General features: G+C 64.5%; 14 protein-coding genes and 1 tRNA gene. 4 read left to right on the plus strand and 11 right to left on the minus strand.

Annotated features, from left to right (window positions below; all coding sequences use genetic code 11):
- Both BR78_RS21145 and BR78_RS21475 read left to right on the plus strand, forming a co-directional pair.
- A partial coding sequence (locus BR78_RS21145) for an RHS repeat-associated core domain-containing protein (RefSeq protein ID WP_197021244.1) occupies window positions 1-1,264 on the plus strand: 1,264 nt, incomplete at its 5' end.
- Between the two features lie 308 nt (window positions 1,265-1,572).
- Window positions 1,573-2,079 (plus strand): hypothetical protein, encoded by a 507-nt coding sequence (locus tag BR78_RS21475; RefSeq protein ID WP_156022162.1) that lies wholly within the window; start codon window positions 1,573-1,575, stop codon window positions 2,077-2,079.
- Between the two features lie 480 nt (window positions 2,080-2,559).
- Here BR78_RS21475 and BR78_RS0100005 read toward each other — a convergent pair whose 3' ends face one another.
- The 7 genes from BR78_RS0100005 to BR78_RS0100035 all read right to left on the minus strand — a co-directional run bounded on the left by BR78_RS0100005 (window position 2,560) and on the right by BR78_RS0100035 (window position 12,048).
- Window positions 2,560-5,811, minus strand: a complete 3,252-nt coding sequence (locus tag BR78_RS0100005) for a DUF3857 domain-containing protein (protein ID WP_051683128.1) — start codon at window positions 5,809-5,811, stop codon at window positions 2,560-2,562.
- 429 nt (window positions 5,812-6,240) lie between these two features.
- Window positions 6,241-6,316: transfer RNA gene (locus BR78_RS0100010), tRNA-Lys, on the minus strand.
- A 111-nt stretch (window positions 6,317-6,427) separates the two neighbouring features.
- Complete coding sequence (gene rodA / locus BR78_RS0100015; protein ID WP_029934042.1) at window positions 6,428-7,546, minus strand: rod shape-determining protein RodA; 1,119 nt, start codon at window positions 7,544-7,546, stop codon at window positions 6,428-6,430.
- The gene (gene mrdA / locus BR78_RS0100020; protein ID WP_029934044.1) at window positions 7,543-9,579 is read right to left on the minus strand and encodes a penicillin-binding protein 2; all 2,037 of its coding nucleotides are present in this window, start codon (window positions 9,577-9,579) and stop codon (window positions 7,543-7,545) included. Before mrdA ends, rodA begins: the two co-directional genes overlap by 4 nt.
- Before the next feature lies 1 nt (window position 9,580).
- Window positions 9,581-10,093, minus strand: coding sequence for a rod shape-determining protein MreD (gene mreD / locus BR78_RS0100025; RefSeq protein WP_331280222.1), 513 nt, complete (start codon window positions 10,091-10,093; stop codon window positions 9,581-9,583).
- Window positions 10,090-10,995, minus strand: a complete 906-nt coding sequence (gene mreC / locus BR78_RS0100030; RefSeq protein ID WP_037565835.1) for a rod shape-determining protein MreC — start codon at window positions 10,993-10,995, stop codon at window positions 10,090-10,092. The genes mreD and mreC overlap by 4 nt, the downstream gene beginning before the upstream one ends.
- 12 nt (window positions 10,996-11,007) lie before the next feature.
- The gene (locus BR78_RS0100035; RefSeq protein WP_025494655.1) at window positions 11,008-12,048 is read right to left on the minus strand and encodes a rod shape-determining protein; all 1,041 of its coding nucleotides are present in this window, start codon (window positions 12,046-12,048) and stop codon (window positions 11,008-11,010) included.
- 147 nt (window positions 12,049-12,195) lie between these two features.
- Here BR78_RS0100035 and mutL point away from each other — a divergent pair, with 147 nt between their 5' ends.
- Both mutL and BR78_RS0100045 read left to right on the plus strand, forming a co-directional pair.
- Window positions 12,196-14,010 carry a DNA mismatch repair endonuclease MutL gene (mutL, locus tag BR78_RS0100040; RefSeq protein WP_029934051.1) on the plus strand — a complete coding sequence of 605 codons (1,815 nt, stop codon included), beginning with the start codon at window positions 12,196-12,198 and terminating at the stop codon, window positions 14,008-14,010.
- A gap of 108 nt (window positions 14,011-14,118) precedes the next feature.
- Window positions 14,119-14,379, plus strand: coding sequence for a hypothetical protein (locus BR78_RS0100045; protein ID WP_029934053.1), 261 nt, complete (start codon window positions 14,119-14,121; stop codon window positions 14,377-14,379).
- Between the two features lie 12 nt (window positions 14,380-14,391).
- On the opposite strand, the gene BR78_RS0100050 is transcribed toward BR78_RS0100045, so the two are convergent.
- From BR78_RS0100050 to rpsF, 4 genes are all read right to left on the minus strand, one after another.
- Window positions 14,392-15,087: a CAP domain-containing protein gene (locus BR78_RS0100050; RefSeq protein ID WP_051683129.1), complete on the minus strand. Its 696-nt coding sequence runs from the start codon at window positions 15,085-15,087 to the stop codon at window positions 14,392-14,394.
- Between the two features lie 255 nt (window positions 15,088-15,342).
- Window positions 15,343-15,951 (minus strand): 50S ribosomal protein L9, encoded by a 609-nt coding sequence (gene rplI / locus BR78_RS0100055; RefSeq protein ID WP_029934058.1) that lies wholly within the window; start codon window positions 15,949-15,951, stop codon window positions 15,343-15,345.
- A 12-nt stretch (window positions 15,952-15,963) separates the two neighbouring features.
- Complete coding sequence (rpsR, locus tag BR78_RS0100060) at window positions 15,964-16,188, minus strand: 30S ribosomal protein S18 (RefSeq protein WP_010543816.1); 225 nt, start codon at window positions 16,186-16,188, stop codon at window positions 15,964-15,966.
- 14 nt (window positions 16,189-16,202) lie between these two features.
- Window positions 16,203-16,592, minus strand: coding sequence for a 30S ribosomal protein S6 (gene rpsF, locus BR78_RS0100065; RefSeq protein WP_029934062.1), 390 nt, complete (start codon window positions 16,590-16,592; stop codon window positions 16,203-16,205).
- Between the last annotated feature and the right edge of the window lie 143 nt (window positions 16,593-16,735).

A 16,735-nucleotide genomic window follows, 5' to 3' on the forward strand; every position in this document is an offset into this window, starting at 1 on the left:
CGGCCTCAACCAGATGACGACAGCTGGCGCGACGGCGCTTGGCTATGACGGACGCGGCAACCTGACCAGTTCAGGAAGCGCTGCCTACACCTACTCCACCGACAATCGAATGCAATCGGCCCCTGGGATCACCATGGCCTATGAACCGGCAGCCGGCCAACTTCTTCGCTTCAACACCGCTGGCGCTGACACCCGGTTCAGCTGGTCCGGAAGCCAAATGATCTCCGAATACGGTACCGCCTTCGTGATCAACCGCCGCTATGTGCCCGGTCCCGGTACCGACGAGCCGGTGGTATGGTACGAAGGCTCGGGCACGAGCGACCGCCGCTGGCTGCACGCCGACGAGCGCGGCTCGGTAGTGGCGGTGAGTGACGGCTCGGGCAACGCGATCGCGGTCAACCGCTACGACGAATATGGCATTCCCGCATCGACCAACATAGGCCGCTTCCAGTATACCGGCCAGGCATGGCTGCCCGAGCTCGGCATGTATTACTACAAGGCCCGCATCTACTCGCCCACGCTGGGCCGCTTCATGCAGACCGATCCGATCGGATATGGCGGTGGGATGAACATCTACGGGTATACCGGCGGAGACCCAGTCAACTTTACAGATCCTTTCGGACTAGACATTGTCCCTCTCCCGATGGATCCTGACTCGTATGGAACCCAATGTTACCTAGATACGGAGACGAATACCCAATTCTGCGAGGGGGGCGGGGGAAATATAACCGGGCCCCGAGTCAGTGGAAGCGGTCCAAGCAACGATGGTGTGTCCGTTTTTGGGTACCCACTTACGACGACGCCCATAAATTTGGGTTCAGGAGGGATCAATCGGATTTTGGTGACGTCTGGTACAGCGCCAATCGATCAACCCCCTCCCTGCAGCGAAATGCAGAAAGCCGCGCAAGCACTTGGATCGTCGGCGCTCAAAGTAGGTCAGCAAGCTACCAAGATTGGTGACGGAGTTGCCCTTATTGGTGTAGGTATCGCGGGCGGAAGCGCCATGACCTATAACCCCGGTGGCGTTCTGCTAGGTGGCGAGGTCGTCGCAGTTGGAGGTATGATCGGAACGCAAGGGCGGATGATGACAGCCACTGGATTTACTACCGCACTTCTGGGTGGGGCATCTATAAGATCCATTGGAACCGAATTCCTTGTAGGCTGGGCGCCGGCCAGTTTTCTATATGAAGATGCAGCGCGAAGTGCAGTCAACACTGCATTGGATTACGTTGGTGTCCCGGACCGACCTAGGTGTAGCAACTAATGACAAGATTATCTCGTAAAAATGGATGCCTGGTATCCATTCTGCCTTTTACGCTTGGCATGGCGACGATTTGGCTTGCCTTGAAGCTTTCCGAGAACGGGCACGACTACCCGGCATTACTTTATATTGGTTTTTTCGTGGCCGTCGCTGGAGGAGCTTGGATATCTTCAATAGTCTGGGATTTTCTGCGCAGAAAATTCGGGTTGAAAGACAGTACACGTAGATAGTCAACCTCTGTAGTCAGCTGATGCGCCTACCGGATACATAACAACTCGCGCCACCATTCCATTTACCGATCAGGGTGTGACATGCCCCTCTTCAAACTAGCGATCACGGCGGTCTCACTCCTTATTAACGGTCCTGGTTCCGTTGATCTTTCGGATGGAGGAAGGATCACCAAAGTGCAGCTGTCGAAAAAAATAAGTGCCTCCTTTGATGGGAGAAATGAACTCTATTTAATGGCTGACAACAAGCGGTATAGGCTTTCAGCAGGAACACCGTCGCGTGTTGTCGTTTCTCCTTCTGAGAATTATGGGCTGCTCAATTTCGGAAATGGTTCCGGGCAGGTGCTGGACATTGAGATCATCCAGTTAGGGCGAACGCGCATTGGTGGTTCGCGACTGGTTAAAAGATTTGCGCTCAACCGCGCCGGCAAATCCTGTCCGGCAAGCTACGATGCAATCAGCGTCGTGTTCGACAAATGGCTTCCGGGCGATCGCGTTCGCCTACACACGGAAGACTTTTCACGCACCGCAAAATGCGCCGGCCTATTTCACACCTGGGACGTCTCGCTCGCCAGACTGGTCAGTGGATGAATTGTTATCGGTAGGCGAACGGCATTTTAGAGAACCTAGGCGATCATCAACCGCTATGTGTCGGGCACCGGCGTCGATGTGGAGCGCTAGCGGACTGGCAACTCTCTCGTGCGCATCGCGATCCGCGCTTCTTGGCGCTGGCTCGACATCTAGGCCTTCTTCAATATTGGCGATCGAGCGGCCACTGGCCCGATTTCTGTTCCGAATCCGATCTACCTTATGACTGCCGGGCGGAAGGACGTCGCCTGCCGTAGATTGACCTTAGCACTTCGAGAACTGGAAGCTGCGACCGGCCCTCGACGCCACGGCGGCTTTTTCGGTTGCTCGTCCGAAAGCAGACCGTCGGCTTTCGGCCCATTTGTTGCCGTCCTGAGTCTAATCCGAGGCTCTGAAATTCGCCGTTCACGTCCGGACTGGGTTCCGCCCTATCGTGATGCGGCTTGAGCTCTTAGTTGCGGACGTTCGATTGGCAATAGACGCTTATTTCGCCAAGGGCTCGCCGAGTTCGAGTCCGTAGCCTTTGAACCGCTCGATGACCTTCGCATCGTTGCGCTGCGCCGCGGCGGCGTCGGCTGCCGACCGTGTCTTATCCCCCTTGCGCGCCCAGGCGAGCGCCCGGCCGAAGAGCGATGATGTCATGGTCGGTGCCTTTGCGAGCGCCCGGTCATAGTCGGCGATCGCCTCGTCGATACGGCCGAGCCGAAGATAGACCAGTGCTCGGCTGTCGATGAAGCCTGCGACTTCAGGCTCCTTCGTCAGAGCGGCGTTGCAATCCGCGAGCGCGCTCTCAAGCGCGATTCCAGCAGTGCCCTTCGCCCAGCAGAGATTGTTCAGCGCCACCGGATCGGCGGACTTCGCCGCTGCCGCAAAGTCCTTCTCGGCGAGCTTGCCGTTGCCGGAGCGCGCATAGGCGATCCCCCGCGCGGATAGCAGCCCGGCATCGGAAGGCTCCTTGGCAAGGGCTTTCGAATAGGTGGCAACCGCGCCGGCATGGTCTCCGATGTCGGTTTGCAGCCGCGCCATCGTGGCGAGTGCATCCACCGAATCGGGCTCGAGCCGCATCGCCGCCTCGATGTCCTGGCGGCGACCTGCCTCGTCTTCCTTCGGCCGGTGGTCCGCGCGATTGAGATAGATATAGGCGTCGGGCTTGATCGCGAGTGCGCGATCGAAGGCGCGCATAGCCTCGTCGCGATTGCCGAATGCGTCGTATAGGGCTGCCGCGGATACCTGGGCATAGGCGTCATCGGGCATGGCGGCGGATATCGCAGCCGCCTCGGCGAGCCCTTCCTCGACTTTGCCGAGCCTCCGAAAGATGTTGCCACGCAGCAGGTAGAGGGTGGCCCAGCGCGGATCGAGCTTCAGCGCTGCGGCTGAATCACGAAGTGCCGCGTCGTCATCACCGGCGGCGCGGTACGCCTCGGCGCGCTTTCCGAGCGCAAAGGCACTGCCCGGCTCGATCTCGAGCGCGGTGCTATAGGCGGCGACGGCGTCCTTGGAGGCACCGGTTTGCTGGGCCATCAGCCCGCGCGCGCGAAAGACGACGGCGTTGCGCGGATCGATCGCAGCAGCGGCATCCAAATCCTTGGTCGCGCCGGCCAGATCTTTTTTCCACACGCGTGCAATGCCCCGATCGGCCAGCGCCAGCACGTTTTTCGGTTCGAGTCCCAGTGCGCGATCGAAATCCTGGATCGCCTCGTCATAGCGCGCGCGGTCGAGCAGCAGATTGCCACGATAGACAAATCCTTCTGCGGTGGTCGGCAGGGTCTCAAGCGTCTGCGCCACTTCCTTCTCGGTCAGCCGGTATCCGGCCGGCCGCTGCACGTAGAGCGTATTGTCGGCCAATTCGCGCAGCGCCTTCTCCGCGGCCGGAGCCTCCTTGGCGGGAAATTCGGGCGCGGTGCTCCGCTCGCTCTTCTCGATGGTCAGAACGTTGCCGGCCAGTCGGGCGGTGCGGCGATAGGCGATGCCCGCGATTATCTGGTCGACGTCCGGTTGCGACGCGGGTTTGGCATTCTCGAAGCCGCGCGGCAGCAGGATCGTCTCGGTGACGCGCGCATAATAGGGGTAGGAGACTGCGAAGGGCGCACCGCTGTCGGGCCCCGGCTCGCGGGCGAAATCGGCCTTGTAACCCAGCGAGAAGTCGTCAAGCCTGTACCAGCCGCTGCTCCAGTCCATCCGCGCCAGCCCCGTCAGGGTCAGGCGCTCCTCGCCGGTCGCCGGATCGAAGCTAGCGGTTACCGTCTTGGGCTCGATGAAGTCATATTCGCTCTTCCAATATTGGCGGAGCGCCCGGTCACGGACCTCGCCGGTCAAATCCGCCAGGCCGAGATTGGTCCGAACCGCGGCGTCGCCCCGCATTACGGTCTCGACGGTGACCGGCGCGGGCACCGCGAGTCCGGCCGTGGCGTCGATTCGGATCGCGACTTCATGGCCGGGCTTGTCGAGCGGCGTCGGCAGCAGACGGACCAGCGTCGCGCCTTTGGGGACCAGCGGCAGCCCCCAGCCGAAGTCGGGAGCGGCAATCCGGTCGAGGCTCGCGTCACCGGTGCGGGTCCCGTCGAGCCACCAGTCCTTGCCGTCGATATGGGCGCGAACGAGCACGTGATTGAACAAGCCGACCATCGGCAGGCGCGCGTCGAGCCCGTCGCCGAACACCGTGCTGACTGCGACCGGCTCCGCCGCGATGTTCATCTCGCGGAGCAGCGCGAGGAGCAGTGCGGTCTTGGCCTTGCAGTCGCCGTAGCGGCGCGTCCAGGTTGCTTCGGCATCGGCCGGGACGAGCCCGCCGCTACCCATCGCCAAGGCGACGTAGCGGACCTTGTCCTGCACGAGCGCGAGCGCCGCCTCAGCGCGCTTTTTGGCATCGGGCGAAGCGTCGCGGATGCGGTTCAGCTCGGCGCGCAGCGGCCCCTCGGCCGGCAACACCGCCGCCTTTGCGAACAACGGCGCCAGCAGCGCGCCTAGATCTGCCCAGGAGCGGAAGTCGGTAGCCTCCACCGTGCCGCCGAGTAGAAATCGGGGTGGTGCGCCCTTGGGCGGATTGAACGGCGGCACGTTATCGAGCGAGAGCTCGACTGCCTTGCGGTTGCCCGACTGGACCGGCTTGACCTCGGCGAGATGGGCAGGCTGACGCAGCTGCACCGGCAGGTCGGCAGGCCATTCGATCCGCAGGTGCATGCGTCCGATCGGCATCGCATTCCATCCACTGGCCAGATGTTCGACATGGCCTTTCATCACCGGATCGCGCGAGGTCAGCGACGTCGCGAACTCGATGATGTCGCCCACCTGCAGCCCCTCGGGCTGGATATTGGCAGTCAGCATGCCGTCGAGGGTCGCGTTCTCAAGGTTGGTCTCGCGCCGCATGACGGTGAAGGTCTGGCCCGAGGCGAGCACGTCAATCACCTTGTCGCCGCGGCGGATCAGCAGCTTGTGGACGGTGAGCTCGTCGGTATCGGGCCGCCACGGTATCGAGATGTTGCCCGCCGCCAGTCCCTGCGGTGTCTGGATCTTGATCGCGACCTGCGAATAGAGCGTTTCACGCCCGGCCTCGAGGGAGACCTGCTGGTCCCATAGCAACATGCGGATGCTGGCGTCGTCGGGCTTGGCAGGTGCGAGCGGGATTGCGATCGGTTTCACCCAGGCGGGCACCGGCGCGATCACCGGCTTGTCGTCCGCCCGGGCTGCGGTCGTGAACATGGTGGACGCAAGAATGGCGACGAGCAGCTTATGCACGAATTCCCCCTATTTGGCGCGAGCTTAATCAAGGTTTCCGAAGTTTGCACTCCGAAGATTGAGCTTCCCGGAGCGAGTGCGCTAAGTCCCCGGCAGCCGAGCAGGGTCGGAACCCTCCGTGGACCTGAGCGCCCTTATGTCCGCCGTTCAGCCTAGCGGTCGGCAATCCCGAAGCGCCGTTTGTTCAGGCAACGACCGGATGTCCGCAATCGGGGCGTTAGCCGATGGGCAGCTTCGAACTGGGCAATCCGGCCCCACCGCGTTCACTTGGCGGCCAGATGCAGACATGCGCTGCGGATCAATCAAGGACGTCGTAGTAGGAATCTCTAGGATGCGAAATTCGGCCGGATGATTACGTGACGATTAAGTGTGAGTAAGCAGGCGTCTCGCGGAAGCCGAGAAAAACAGGCTAACATACTGATTTTGCGGTGGTGGACGCACTTGGGCTCGAACCAAGGACCCGCTGATTAAGAGTCAGCTGCTCTACCAACTGAGCTATGCGTCCATTCCGGGCGTTTCCGGCGCTCTTGGTGAGTGCGCCGCCGCGTTTGGAGGGGCGCGGTTAGCAAAGCTTTCGCGCATTGCAAACCCTAAAATGCGCCTCCCGCAAAATCCCTTACCAGCGCTGCTTGCGGCGGCTCTCGCGATCGATCGACATCAGGATGCCGAAACAGATCATGAAGGTCATCTGCGCGGTGCCGCCGAAGCTGATCAGCGGCAGCGGAATGCCCACCACGGGGGCGAGGCCCATCACCATCCCCATGTTGATCGCAGTGTAGAAGAAGATCGTCGCCGAGAGCCCCGCCGCCGTCAGCCGGCCGAACCGGCTCTTGGCGCGCATGCTCACGCCGATGCCCCAGCCGATCAGGCAACCGAAGGCCAGGATGATGAACAGGCCGCCCATCAGCCCCCATTCCTCCATCATCGTCGCGAGGGCGAAATCGGTATGGCCTTCGGGCAGATAATCGAGATGGCTCTGGGTGCCGTTGAGGAAGCCCTTGCCGAAGATGCCGCCCGATCCGATCGCTATCTTCGACTGGCTGATATGATAGCCGGTGCCGAGCGGATCGCTCTCGGGATCGAGGAACACGAGCACGCGATTGCGCTGATAATCGTGGAGCACGAAGTTGACGACGAGCGGAACCGCCGCCGCCAGCGCCAGTCCGCCGCCGATGAACAGGCGCAGCGGGATTCCGGCGAGGAACATCACTGCGACGCCGCCGCCCGTGATCATCAGCGCCGTGCCGAGGTCGGGCTGGAGCATCACCAGCGCGGCGGGCAGGCCGATCAGCACCGCGCCGGGCCAGAGCGCGCCGAACTTGCGGATCTCGCTCGCCGGCAGGATCTCGTAGAAGCGCGCCATCGTCAGCACGATCACCGGCTTCATCAGCTCGGAAGGCTGGAGTCGGATGATGCCGAGGTCGAGCCAGCGCTGGCTGCCGCCGGCGACTGCGCCGAGCGCCTCGACGCCGAGCAGCATCAGCAGGATCACCGCGTACATCGGGAAAGTGGCGTGCGCCCAGAAGCCTTCGGGCACGCGCGACAGCACGATCGCCATGCCGAAGAAGACGAAGAAGCGCACCCCCTGCGAGAAGGCCCAGGGATAGAGGCTGCCGCCCGCGGCCGAGTAGAGCACGACGAGCCCGAAGCAGCCGACCGCCAGGACGAGCAACAGGATCTTCCACGGCAGCTGCGCCAGCGGGGCCGGGACCATTCCGAGGCCGAGCGTGCTCATTCGTCGCGCTCCACGGGTCTGCCGGCGACGTCGCCGGCCGGTACATTGGCGTTGGCCGCTTCGGAGACGACGTTGCTCGCAGCGGCTTCGGCGTCCTCGGGGACGGGCGGGGGAGGGGCGGCGCGCGCGGCGGCCTGCGCTGCGTTGAACGCCTCGGCCTTCTTCGCCATGCGCTCGGTATAGGTGCCGCCCCAGCCCTTCTCGAGCGCGTGCAGCGACGCCATCGCCTTCTCGCGATCGAACAGGAAGGTCATGATGTCGCGCGCCGTCGGGGCCACATCGGTGACCGGATTGACGTGTCCGTGATGCTCGAGGACGATCGACGCGGCATAACGCGGATTGTCCCACGGCGCGAAGCACACGAACAAGGCGTGGTCGCGCAGCTTGAACGGCAGCGAGGCGTTCTTGAGCACGCCCGAGCTGCGCTCGGCGCTGGTGATCGCGCGGACCTGCGCGGTGCCGGTCTTGCCGGCGATCTCGATCCCGGGGATCGGCAGCCGCGCCTTGCCCCCGGTGCCGCCGCCATTCACCACCGCCCACATGCACTGGCGGACTGTCTGGATGTGCTGGGGGTCGAGGCCGAGCGAGGGCGCCGGCTGATGCGGCTCGTCGAGCAGCAGGCGCGGGACGATCGCGCGGCCCTGTGCCATCCGCGCCGCCATCACCGCGAGCTGGAGGGGATTGGCGAGGACATAGCCCTGTCCGATCGACGCGTTGACCGAGTCCGCGATCGTCCAGGGCTGTTTGTACTTCTTCATCTTCCACGCGCTGTCGGGCACGGTGCCGTAGCGCTGGCTGGTATAGGGCAGGTCGAAGCGCTGCCCGAGGCCCATCTCGCGCACCGTTTTGGCGAAGTGATCATAGCCGAGTTCGCGCGCCATCGAGTAGAAATAGATGTCGCAGCTCTGCGCGACCGCGCGTTCCATGTTGACCGCGCCATGCCCGCCGCGCTTGTGGCAGTGGAACGCACGGTTCCCGACCTGCAGCGCGCCGCTGCAATGTACCGTCGCCTGCGGGGAAATCCCCGCGCGCAGGATCGCCAGCGAATGCATCGGCTTGACGGTCGAGCCCGGCGGATAGAGCCCCTGCAGCACCTTGTTCATCAAGGGCACGTGGTCGTCGCCCGAAAGCATCTTCCATTCGCTCTGACTGATGCCGTCGGAAAAGCTGTTGGGATCGTAGCCGGGCATCGAAACCATCGCGAGCACGTCGCCGGTCAGGCAGTCGAGCACGACGATCGAGCCCGAATTGTCGGCCAGCCGCCGCGCGCAATATTCCTGCAGCCCTGCGTCGATGGTGAGCTTGACGGTCTTCCCCGGCACGTCGGGCCGCGTCGTCAGTTCGCGCACCAACTTGCCCCGCGCAGTGACTTCGACGCGCTTGGCGCCGGGCTTGCCGCGCAACCGGCCCTCTAGTGTCTTTTCGAGCCCGTCCTTGCCCATCTTGAACCCGGGCGTGACCATCAGCGGGTCCTTGGATTCCTTATACTGCTCGGCTGAGGCGGCGCCGACATAGCCGATCAGATGGCCCACCCCGGCGCCGAGCGGATAGTTGCGCGTGAATCCCTGCGTCGCCTGCACCCCCGGCAATTCGGGCAGCCGGACGAGCACTTTGGCGTAGCGCTCCCAGTCGAGCCTTTCCTTGACCTGCACCGGCTTGAAACCGTGGGCGCGTTTGAGGTCGGTGGCGATGCGCGCCATGTCCTCGGGGATGAGCTCCAGAATCTGCTGGAGCGCGGCGAGCGTCTCCTCGCGCCGTTCCAGCCGATCGGGAATCAGATCGACGCGGAAATCGGTGCGGTTGTTGGCGAGCGGCTGGCCGTTGCGATCGATGATCCAGCCGCGGCGCGGCGGGCTCAGCGTCTGGCTGACGCGGTTGTCCTCAGCCATGAGCCGATAATGCTCGTTCTCGTACACTGCGAGCCACGTCATGCGCCCGGCGAGCGCCAGCGCGACGGCGCCCTGCGCGCCTCCCATCAGCAACGCGCGCCGCGAGAAACTATATGCCTGCGACGCCTCGGTGACTTTCAGCACCTCAACGCTTCCTCACGTCGCTGTCGAACCAGGCGCAGAGCCGGTAGATCAGCGGAAACAATGCCGCGGAGGTCACCACCTGCAACAGCAACGCAGTGTCGACATGCGAGCCGAGCGGCGACGCGACCAGCCGCCCGGCGATCAGGCAGAAGCCGATGGCGCCCGAAGCGATCAGCCAGTCCTGCCAGAAATCGCGCCATACCAATCGTGTATCTAGCACGTCGATCGCCAGCACGCACAATGTCCATAACAGCATGGCCGAGCCGAGCGGCTGGCCGCTCACCATATCGTCGAAGAAGCCGAGCAGCACCGGCACCCAGACGCGCATCGAATCGCCGCGCACCATTCGCCAGCCGAGCAGGATCATCAGCCCGAACGGCGGCAGGAACGGCACCACCGCTATCACGGGGAACAAGGTCATCAGCGAGCCGAGCATCACCGACAACGGCGCGAGCCAAAGCGCGCGTGGCGGCTTCTCGGCATGGCCCATCGGGATGAATTCTATCGGGCTCACGGCGTAGCCCCGGATTGCGCGGGACTGGGCGAAGGGGAGGGCGTCGGCGTTGCAACCGGCTCGGGCAGGAAGGTCTGCTGGACCAATGCGAAGTCGAGCGCGTCGGGGTTGACCGCGGGCTGGGCGATCGCGATGTCCCCCTGAGTGCGGACCACGCGCGCGACGGGGATGTTCGGCGAGAAGACGCCGCCCGTCCCTGAAGTGACGAAGACGTCGCCGGCGCGAAAGCCCATTGTGGATACACTGGCCGAGCGGATGTCGATCAGCCCGTCGCCGCGTCCCGAAGCGATCGCGGGAAGCCCGTCGCGCGTGCGGCGCACGGGCACGATGCTCTCGGCATCGACGAGCAGCAACACGCGCGCGCTGTTGGGGCTGGTCTCGATGATCTGGCCGATCAGTCCGCTGGGGTCGCGCACCGGCTGGCCGCGCTTCACGCCTTGCCATGATCCGGCGTTGAGTGTGGCGTAGCGCCTGGTGCTCGACGAGGAGCTGTTGACCAGCCGTGCCGCCACGATCGCGTCGGTGGTCACGTCGCGCAGCTTGACCAGCTCGCGCAACCGCCGGTTTTCCTGATCGAGCGTCTGCGCGCGCGACACCGAAAGCGCATTGTCGGCGAGTTGCTTCTTCAAGCGAGCATTCTCGCCGTGTACATTGAAATAGCTGCCGATTCCCTGGGGGATACTCCCCAGGCTACGCCGCACCCAGTGGAACCCCGAGGCGACCGGGGTAGTCACTTCGGCGAACATGCTCCGCACCGCCGCGAAGGCGGGCGGATTGAACGTCGAGAGCAACAGCAACGCCGCGCCGATCAGCGCGCCGCCGGCTGCGCCGACATAGCCGATGAAGAGCCCGTATTGCGCCCGCCGCGAAAATCCGGGGCGCCGGTTCCGTGGCGGCGCCATCCCCTTGCGCCCTTAGACCTGGATGAGCACGCCGCGGAACATCGGATCCTCGAGCGCGCGTCCGGTGCCAAGAGCAACGCAGGTCAGCGGATCCTCGGCGACCGTTACGGGCAGGCCCGTCTCGTCGCGAAGCACCTCGTCGAGCCCCTGGAGCAGGGCGCCGCCGCCGGTGAGCACGATGCCCTGGTCGACGATGTCGGCGGCCAGTTCGGGCGCGGTGTTCTCGAGAGCGATGCGCACGCCTTCGACGATCGTGCCGACCGGCTCGCTGAGCGCCTCGGCGATCTGGCCCTGGTTGATCTGGATTTCCTTGGGCACGCCGTTGACGAGGTCGCGACCCTTGATGTGGATCGTCGCGCCGATGCCGTCAGCCGGCGGCTTGGCGACGCCGACTTCCTGCTTGATCCGCTCCGCCGTGGCTTCGCCGATCAGCAGATTATGGTTGCGGCGAACGTAAGAGACGATCGCCTCGTCCATCTTGTCGCCGCCGACGCGGACCGAGGTGGAATATGCGAGGCCGCGCAGCGAGAGCACCGCGACTTCGGTGGTGCCGCCGCCGATGTCGACGACCATCGAGCCGATCGGCTCGGTGACCGGCATGTCGGCGCCGATCGCGGCCGCCATCGGCTCCTCGATCAGCCACACCTGCGAAGCGCCGGCGTTCGACGCGGCGTCGCGGATCGCGCGGCGCTCGACCGAAGTCGAGCCCGAGGGAACGCAGATAACGATCTGCGGCCAGCGCATGAAGCGGCGTTGGCCATGGACCTTCTGGATGAAGTGCTTGATCATCTGCTCGGCGACATCGATGTCGGCGATCACGCCGTCGCGAAGCGGGCGAATCGCCTCGATCGAGCCCGGCGTCTTGCCCATCATCAGCTTGGCGTCGTCGCCGACGGCCTTGACCCGCTTGACGCCGTTGAGCGTCTCGACCGCCACGACCGACGGCTCGTTGAGGACGACGCCGCGTCCGCGAAGATAGACGACGGTGTTCGCGGTGCCCAGATCGATCGCCATGTCGTGCGACATGAATTTGAAAAAACGGGAAAAAGCCATTCGTTGTTCCGTCCTGCCGATCGGGCGCCCGCCGCCGGCTGTTCGCACCAGATTTTAGCCCTGACCCTTCCGGAACGGATAATAATCCGTCTCGATGCATGCGCTTGCGGGTCGCGGGATGCCGCCCGTTGGGCTAGACAGACTGCCATGTCAATACGCCGTCTCCCCGAGCATCTTGTCAACCGAATTGCAGCCGGTGAGGTGGTCGAACGCCCTGCCAGCGCGCTGAAGGAACTGGTTGAAAACGCTATCGATGCTGGCGCCGCCCGGATCGCCGTCCGCCTGGTCGCCGGCGGCACCGAATTGATCGAGGTCATCGATGACGGTTCCGGCATGAATCCCGCCGATATGGCACTCGCGCTCGAGCGCCACGCCACCTCCAAACTGCCCGACGACGCGATCGAAACCGTTGCGACGTTGGGTTTTCGCGGCGAAGCGTTGCCGTCGATCGCCAGCGTGGCGCGGCTGACGATCGAGAGCCGGTTGCGCGGTGCCGACGGCTGGTCGCGCATCGTGGACAATGGCGAACTGGTCGCCGAGGGACCGGCCGCGCTGCCGCCGGGCACGCGCGTCCGCGTCGAGCAATTGTTCGCGCGGGTGCCGGCGCGCCGGAAATTCCTGCGATCGGCGCGCGCCGAATATGGCGCCAGCCTCGATGTCGTGAAGCGGCTTGCGATGGCGCGGCCCGATATCGCCTTCTCGGTCGAGCATGACGGGCGGCGGGTGTTCTCGGTACAGGGCGGCGAGACACGGCCCGAGCGGGTCGCAGCGCTCACCGATCGCGATCTCGCAGGGAACAGTGTCGCGATTGACTTTCAGAGGGAGAGTCTCGTGCTGGGCGGAGTCGCCGGGCTGCCGACCTTCAATCGCGGCGTGGCGGATCACCAATATCTGTTCGTCAACGGCCGCCCGGTGAAGGATCGTCTGCTCGCCGGCGCGGTACGCGGTGCCTATGCCGAGATGCTCGCGCGCGATCGCCATCCGGTGGTGGCGCTGTTTCTCGATGTTCCCGCCGACCAGGTCGACGTCAACGTCCACCCCGCCAAGACCGAAGTCCGCTTCCGTGATCCTGCGCTCGCCCGCGGGATGATCGTCAGCGGCCTGCGCCGCGCCCTCGACGAAGCCGGCCACCGCAGCGTCCAGCGTCCGAGCGAGGCCGCTTTGGGGATGTGGACCGCAGAAAGCCCTTCCCCTTCAGGGGAGGGGGCGGGGTGGGGCAGTGCCGTAAGCGACCCGCTCGGCGAGGCCCCGTACCTCTCCGAAGGGTCACACCTTACACACCATTCCGGCCTCGCGCTCCACGATCGCCGCCCGACCTTCTTCACGCCGCCGCCTTTGGCCCGCGCCGAAGCCGCGCATGCGCCAGTGCCGCAGACGATCGACTTCCCGCTCGGCGTCGCGCGCGGGCAGGTCGCGAAGACCTATATCGTCGCCGAAGCCGAGGACGGCCTCGTCCTCGTCGATCAGCATGCCGCGCACGAGCGTCTCGTCCTCGAACGGATGCGCCGGGCGATGCAGGGCGGCGGCGTCGCCAGCCAGGCGCTGCTCCTCCCCGAAGTCGTCGAGCTGGACGAGCCTGCCTGCGATCGCCTCGAAGCCCGCATCGGGGAACTGACGCAGTTCGGTCTCGAGCTCGAACGCTTCGGTCCGCGGGCGATGCTCGTCCGCGCGACGCCCGCGGCTCTGGGACAGGGCGACGTCCACGGCCTCGTCACCGATCTTGCCGACGAGCTCGCCAGCTTCGACGAGGCACTATCCTTGAAGGAGCGGCTCGATCACGTCGCGTCGACCATGGCGTGTCACGGCTCGGTGCGCGCGGGGCGCATCCTTTCGGTCGCCGAGATGAACGCATTGCTCCGCGAAATGGAAGTCACGCCGCATTCGGGCCAGTGCAACCACGGCCGCCCGACCTGGGTGAAGCTGGCGCATGGCGACATCGAGAAATTGTTCGGACGCAAATAGCGCATAGAGCGATTGCATACCTTCTGTGCCGCTTGTTCTGAGCGGGCCGCTATACGTGTCTAATACAGTATGTTACGGGGTTGCTTTACTATCTTTCGGGGGTGGGGAATGTCGTTCCGCTTGTTCGCGACCGTTGCTGTTACGTGCCTGTTTTCGCACGCCGCCATTGCGCAGGATGCGCCGGCGGCCGATCCGGCTGCGCCGGTCAAGGAGAAGAAGATTTGCCGTCTGGTCGTTCCCACGGGCACGATCATGGGCAAGCGGATGTGCCTGACCAAGGCCGAATGGGCCAAGCTCAACGGGCAGTATGAGAAGCAGAACCAGGCCTTTCGCGACAATCAGAACCGCGGCGGACAGCTCACGCAATAACCGGCATCTGCCTTAGCGGGCGCGGGCGCGAATCGGCGCGGAGGGCGCGCCGCGCGCGGCCCATCGCGCCATGTCCGGCCGGCCATCGGGCGTCGCGGCGAGATCGACGACGCAAATAGAGCCATAACGGCGGTGCTCTCCGCAGCCGATGCCCGCAAAGCGGAAGTCGTTCCTGAACAGCAGCGCGCGATGGCCGCGGCCGGCCACGCCGTCGTCGACGATCATCTGGCGGACCACTGCGTCGGCATCGGCCATGCCATAGGAAATGCTCTCGCCGACGAAGATGTCGCCGCCGCGGCGGCGGACGCGCTCGCCGGGGCCGGATCCGTCGCGCGAGACATGGCCCATGGCGCCGATCATGCCCTGATCGTCGGCATGATCCTGCGCAGCGAGCGCGAGCAGGTCGCCGCGCTCCAGCGGCGGGAGCGGGGTCTGGCGATCGAGAAAGCGGATCGCTTCGTCGACCGCCGAAACGCCTTCGCGCGTCCAGGTGCCTTCCTCGCCCGGCAGGAACAGCATGTCGCCGTCGAAATAGCGGCGATAGTCGCGCAGTTCGTCGGCATAAGCGCGGGGATCCTGGCGAATATCGTTGATCCGTTCGAGCACTTGCGCCTCGAGCGATCGGCCCCGGGGTTCGCTATCGGTAGCGGCAATCAGCAGGGCTGAGCAGGCCGCGAGCGCGGCAGCGGCGAAATGCCTGATACGCAAAGTACAGTTCCCCCCTGGAACCCCGTCGCATACGCGCGCCGGTCATGGATGGTGACGGCGCCCGTCCTAACCGCCTGATAAAGCGTGCGGATAGTCCGGAGTTAACCGTAAGCCGACCGGTAGCGCCCATTTTGCCCGTGTGCAAACGCCGCGACGTGCGGGCCCTTCGCACCTTGTCGGTCGAACGCAAGCCAGACACGAAAAAGGCCGCCCCGGATGCTCCGGAGCGGCCCTTTTCTTTGTGCGGCGAAAGCCTCAGCCCTCGGCGTTCTCGTCCTCGCCCTCGGCCGGAGCGGCCTGGACTTCGGCGGTCGCGCCCGGCTCGGCATTGGGATCGTAATCCTCGGTGAAGCCGGCTTCGTCCTTCTCGAACATCGCCGACATCACGTCGACGCCCTGCGACTGCATCTCGGCCTCTTCCGGCGAGCGGGCGACGTTGACCTTGACGGTCACCGATACCTCGGGGTGCAGCGCAACCTTGACCTCGTACACGCCGATCGACTTGATCGGACGATCGAGCACGATCTGCGCCTTGTTGACCTTGTGGCCGTCGGCAGTGATCGCCTCGACCAGGTCACGCACCGCGACCGAACCGTAGAGCTGGCCGGTGTTCGATGCCTGACGGATCAGCGTGACCGACACGTCGTTGAAGTTGCCGGCTTCCTTCTCGGCGTCGCTGCGGCGCGAAGCGTTCTCGGCTTCGATGCGCGCGCGATTGGCCTCGAAGACCTTGCGGTTGGCGGCGTTCGAACGGAGCGCCTTCTTGTTGGGGAGAAGGAAGTTGCGGGCGAACCCGTCCTTGACCTTCACCACGTCGCCGATGGCGCCGAGCTTCTCGACGCGCTCAAGCAGGATGACTTCCATGTGCTCTGCTCCTTACTTGACGATGTAGGGCAGCAGGCCCAGGTGACGGGCGCGCTTGATGGCCTGGGCCAGCTCGCGCTGCTTCTTCGCGCTCACCGAAGTGATACGCGAGGGGACGATCTTGCCGCGCTCGGACACGAAGCCCTGGAGCAGACGGACGTCCTTGTAATCGATCCGGGGAGCGTCCTTCGCGGAGAAGGGGCAGCTCTTGCGGCGGCGGAAAAATGGGCGTGCCATGATCTATATGCTCCTTATTCGCCGCCGAAACCGGTGCCGGCATCGTCGCGATCACGACGGCCACGGCCGCGCTCGCGGTCCTGACCCTTGCGCATCATCACGCTCGGACCTTCTTCCAGCCCATCGACCTTGACGGTCATGTAGCGGATGACGTCTTCGTTGATCTGCGTCTGGCGCTCGAGCTCGGCGACCACGCCCGCGGGCGCGTCGATCTCGAGCATCACGTAGTGCGCCTTGCGGTTCTTGGCGATGCGATAGGCGAGCGAACGAAGGCCCCAGGTCTCGGTCTTGACGACCTTGCCCTTATTGTCCTCGACGATCTTGGTGGCGGCTTCCGCCAATGCGTCCACTTGCGCCTGTGCCAGGTCCTGGCGCGCAAGGAACACGTGCTCGTAAAGAGCCATATGTTCTTCTCACTGTTGGCCGATCGCTGACGCGCACCCCATGTGCAGCGCCCCTCCGGCTGTCGTCTCAAAAGCAATCGGGCGGAGACACGTCTCCACCCCGACCGGGGCGCCTATGCGAGCAAAGCGCTGGAAATGCAAGC

Source organism: Sphingomonas sp. UNC305MFCol5.2, assembly GCF_000712135.1.
GTDB lineage: Bacteria > Pseudomonadota > Alphaproteobacteria > Sphingomonadales > Sphingomonadaceae > Sphingomonas.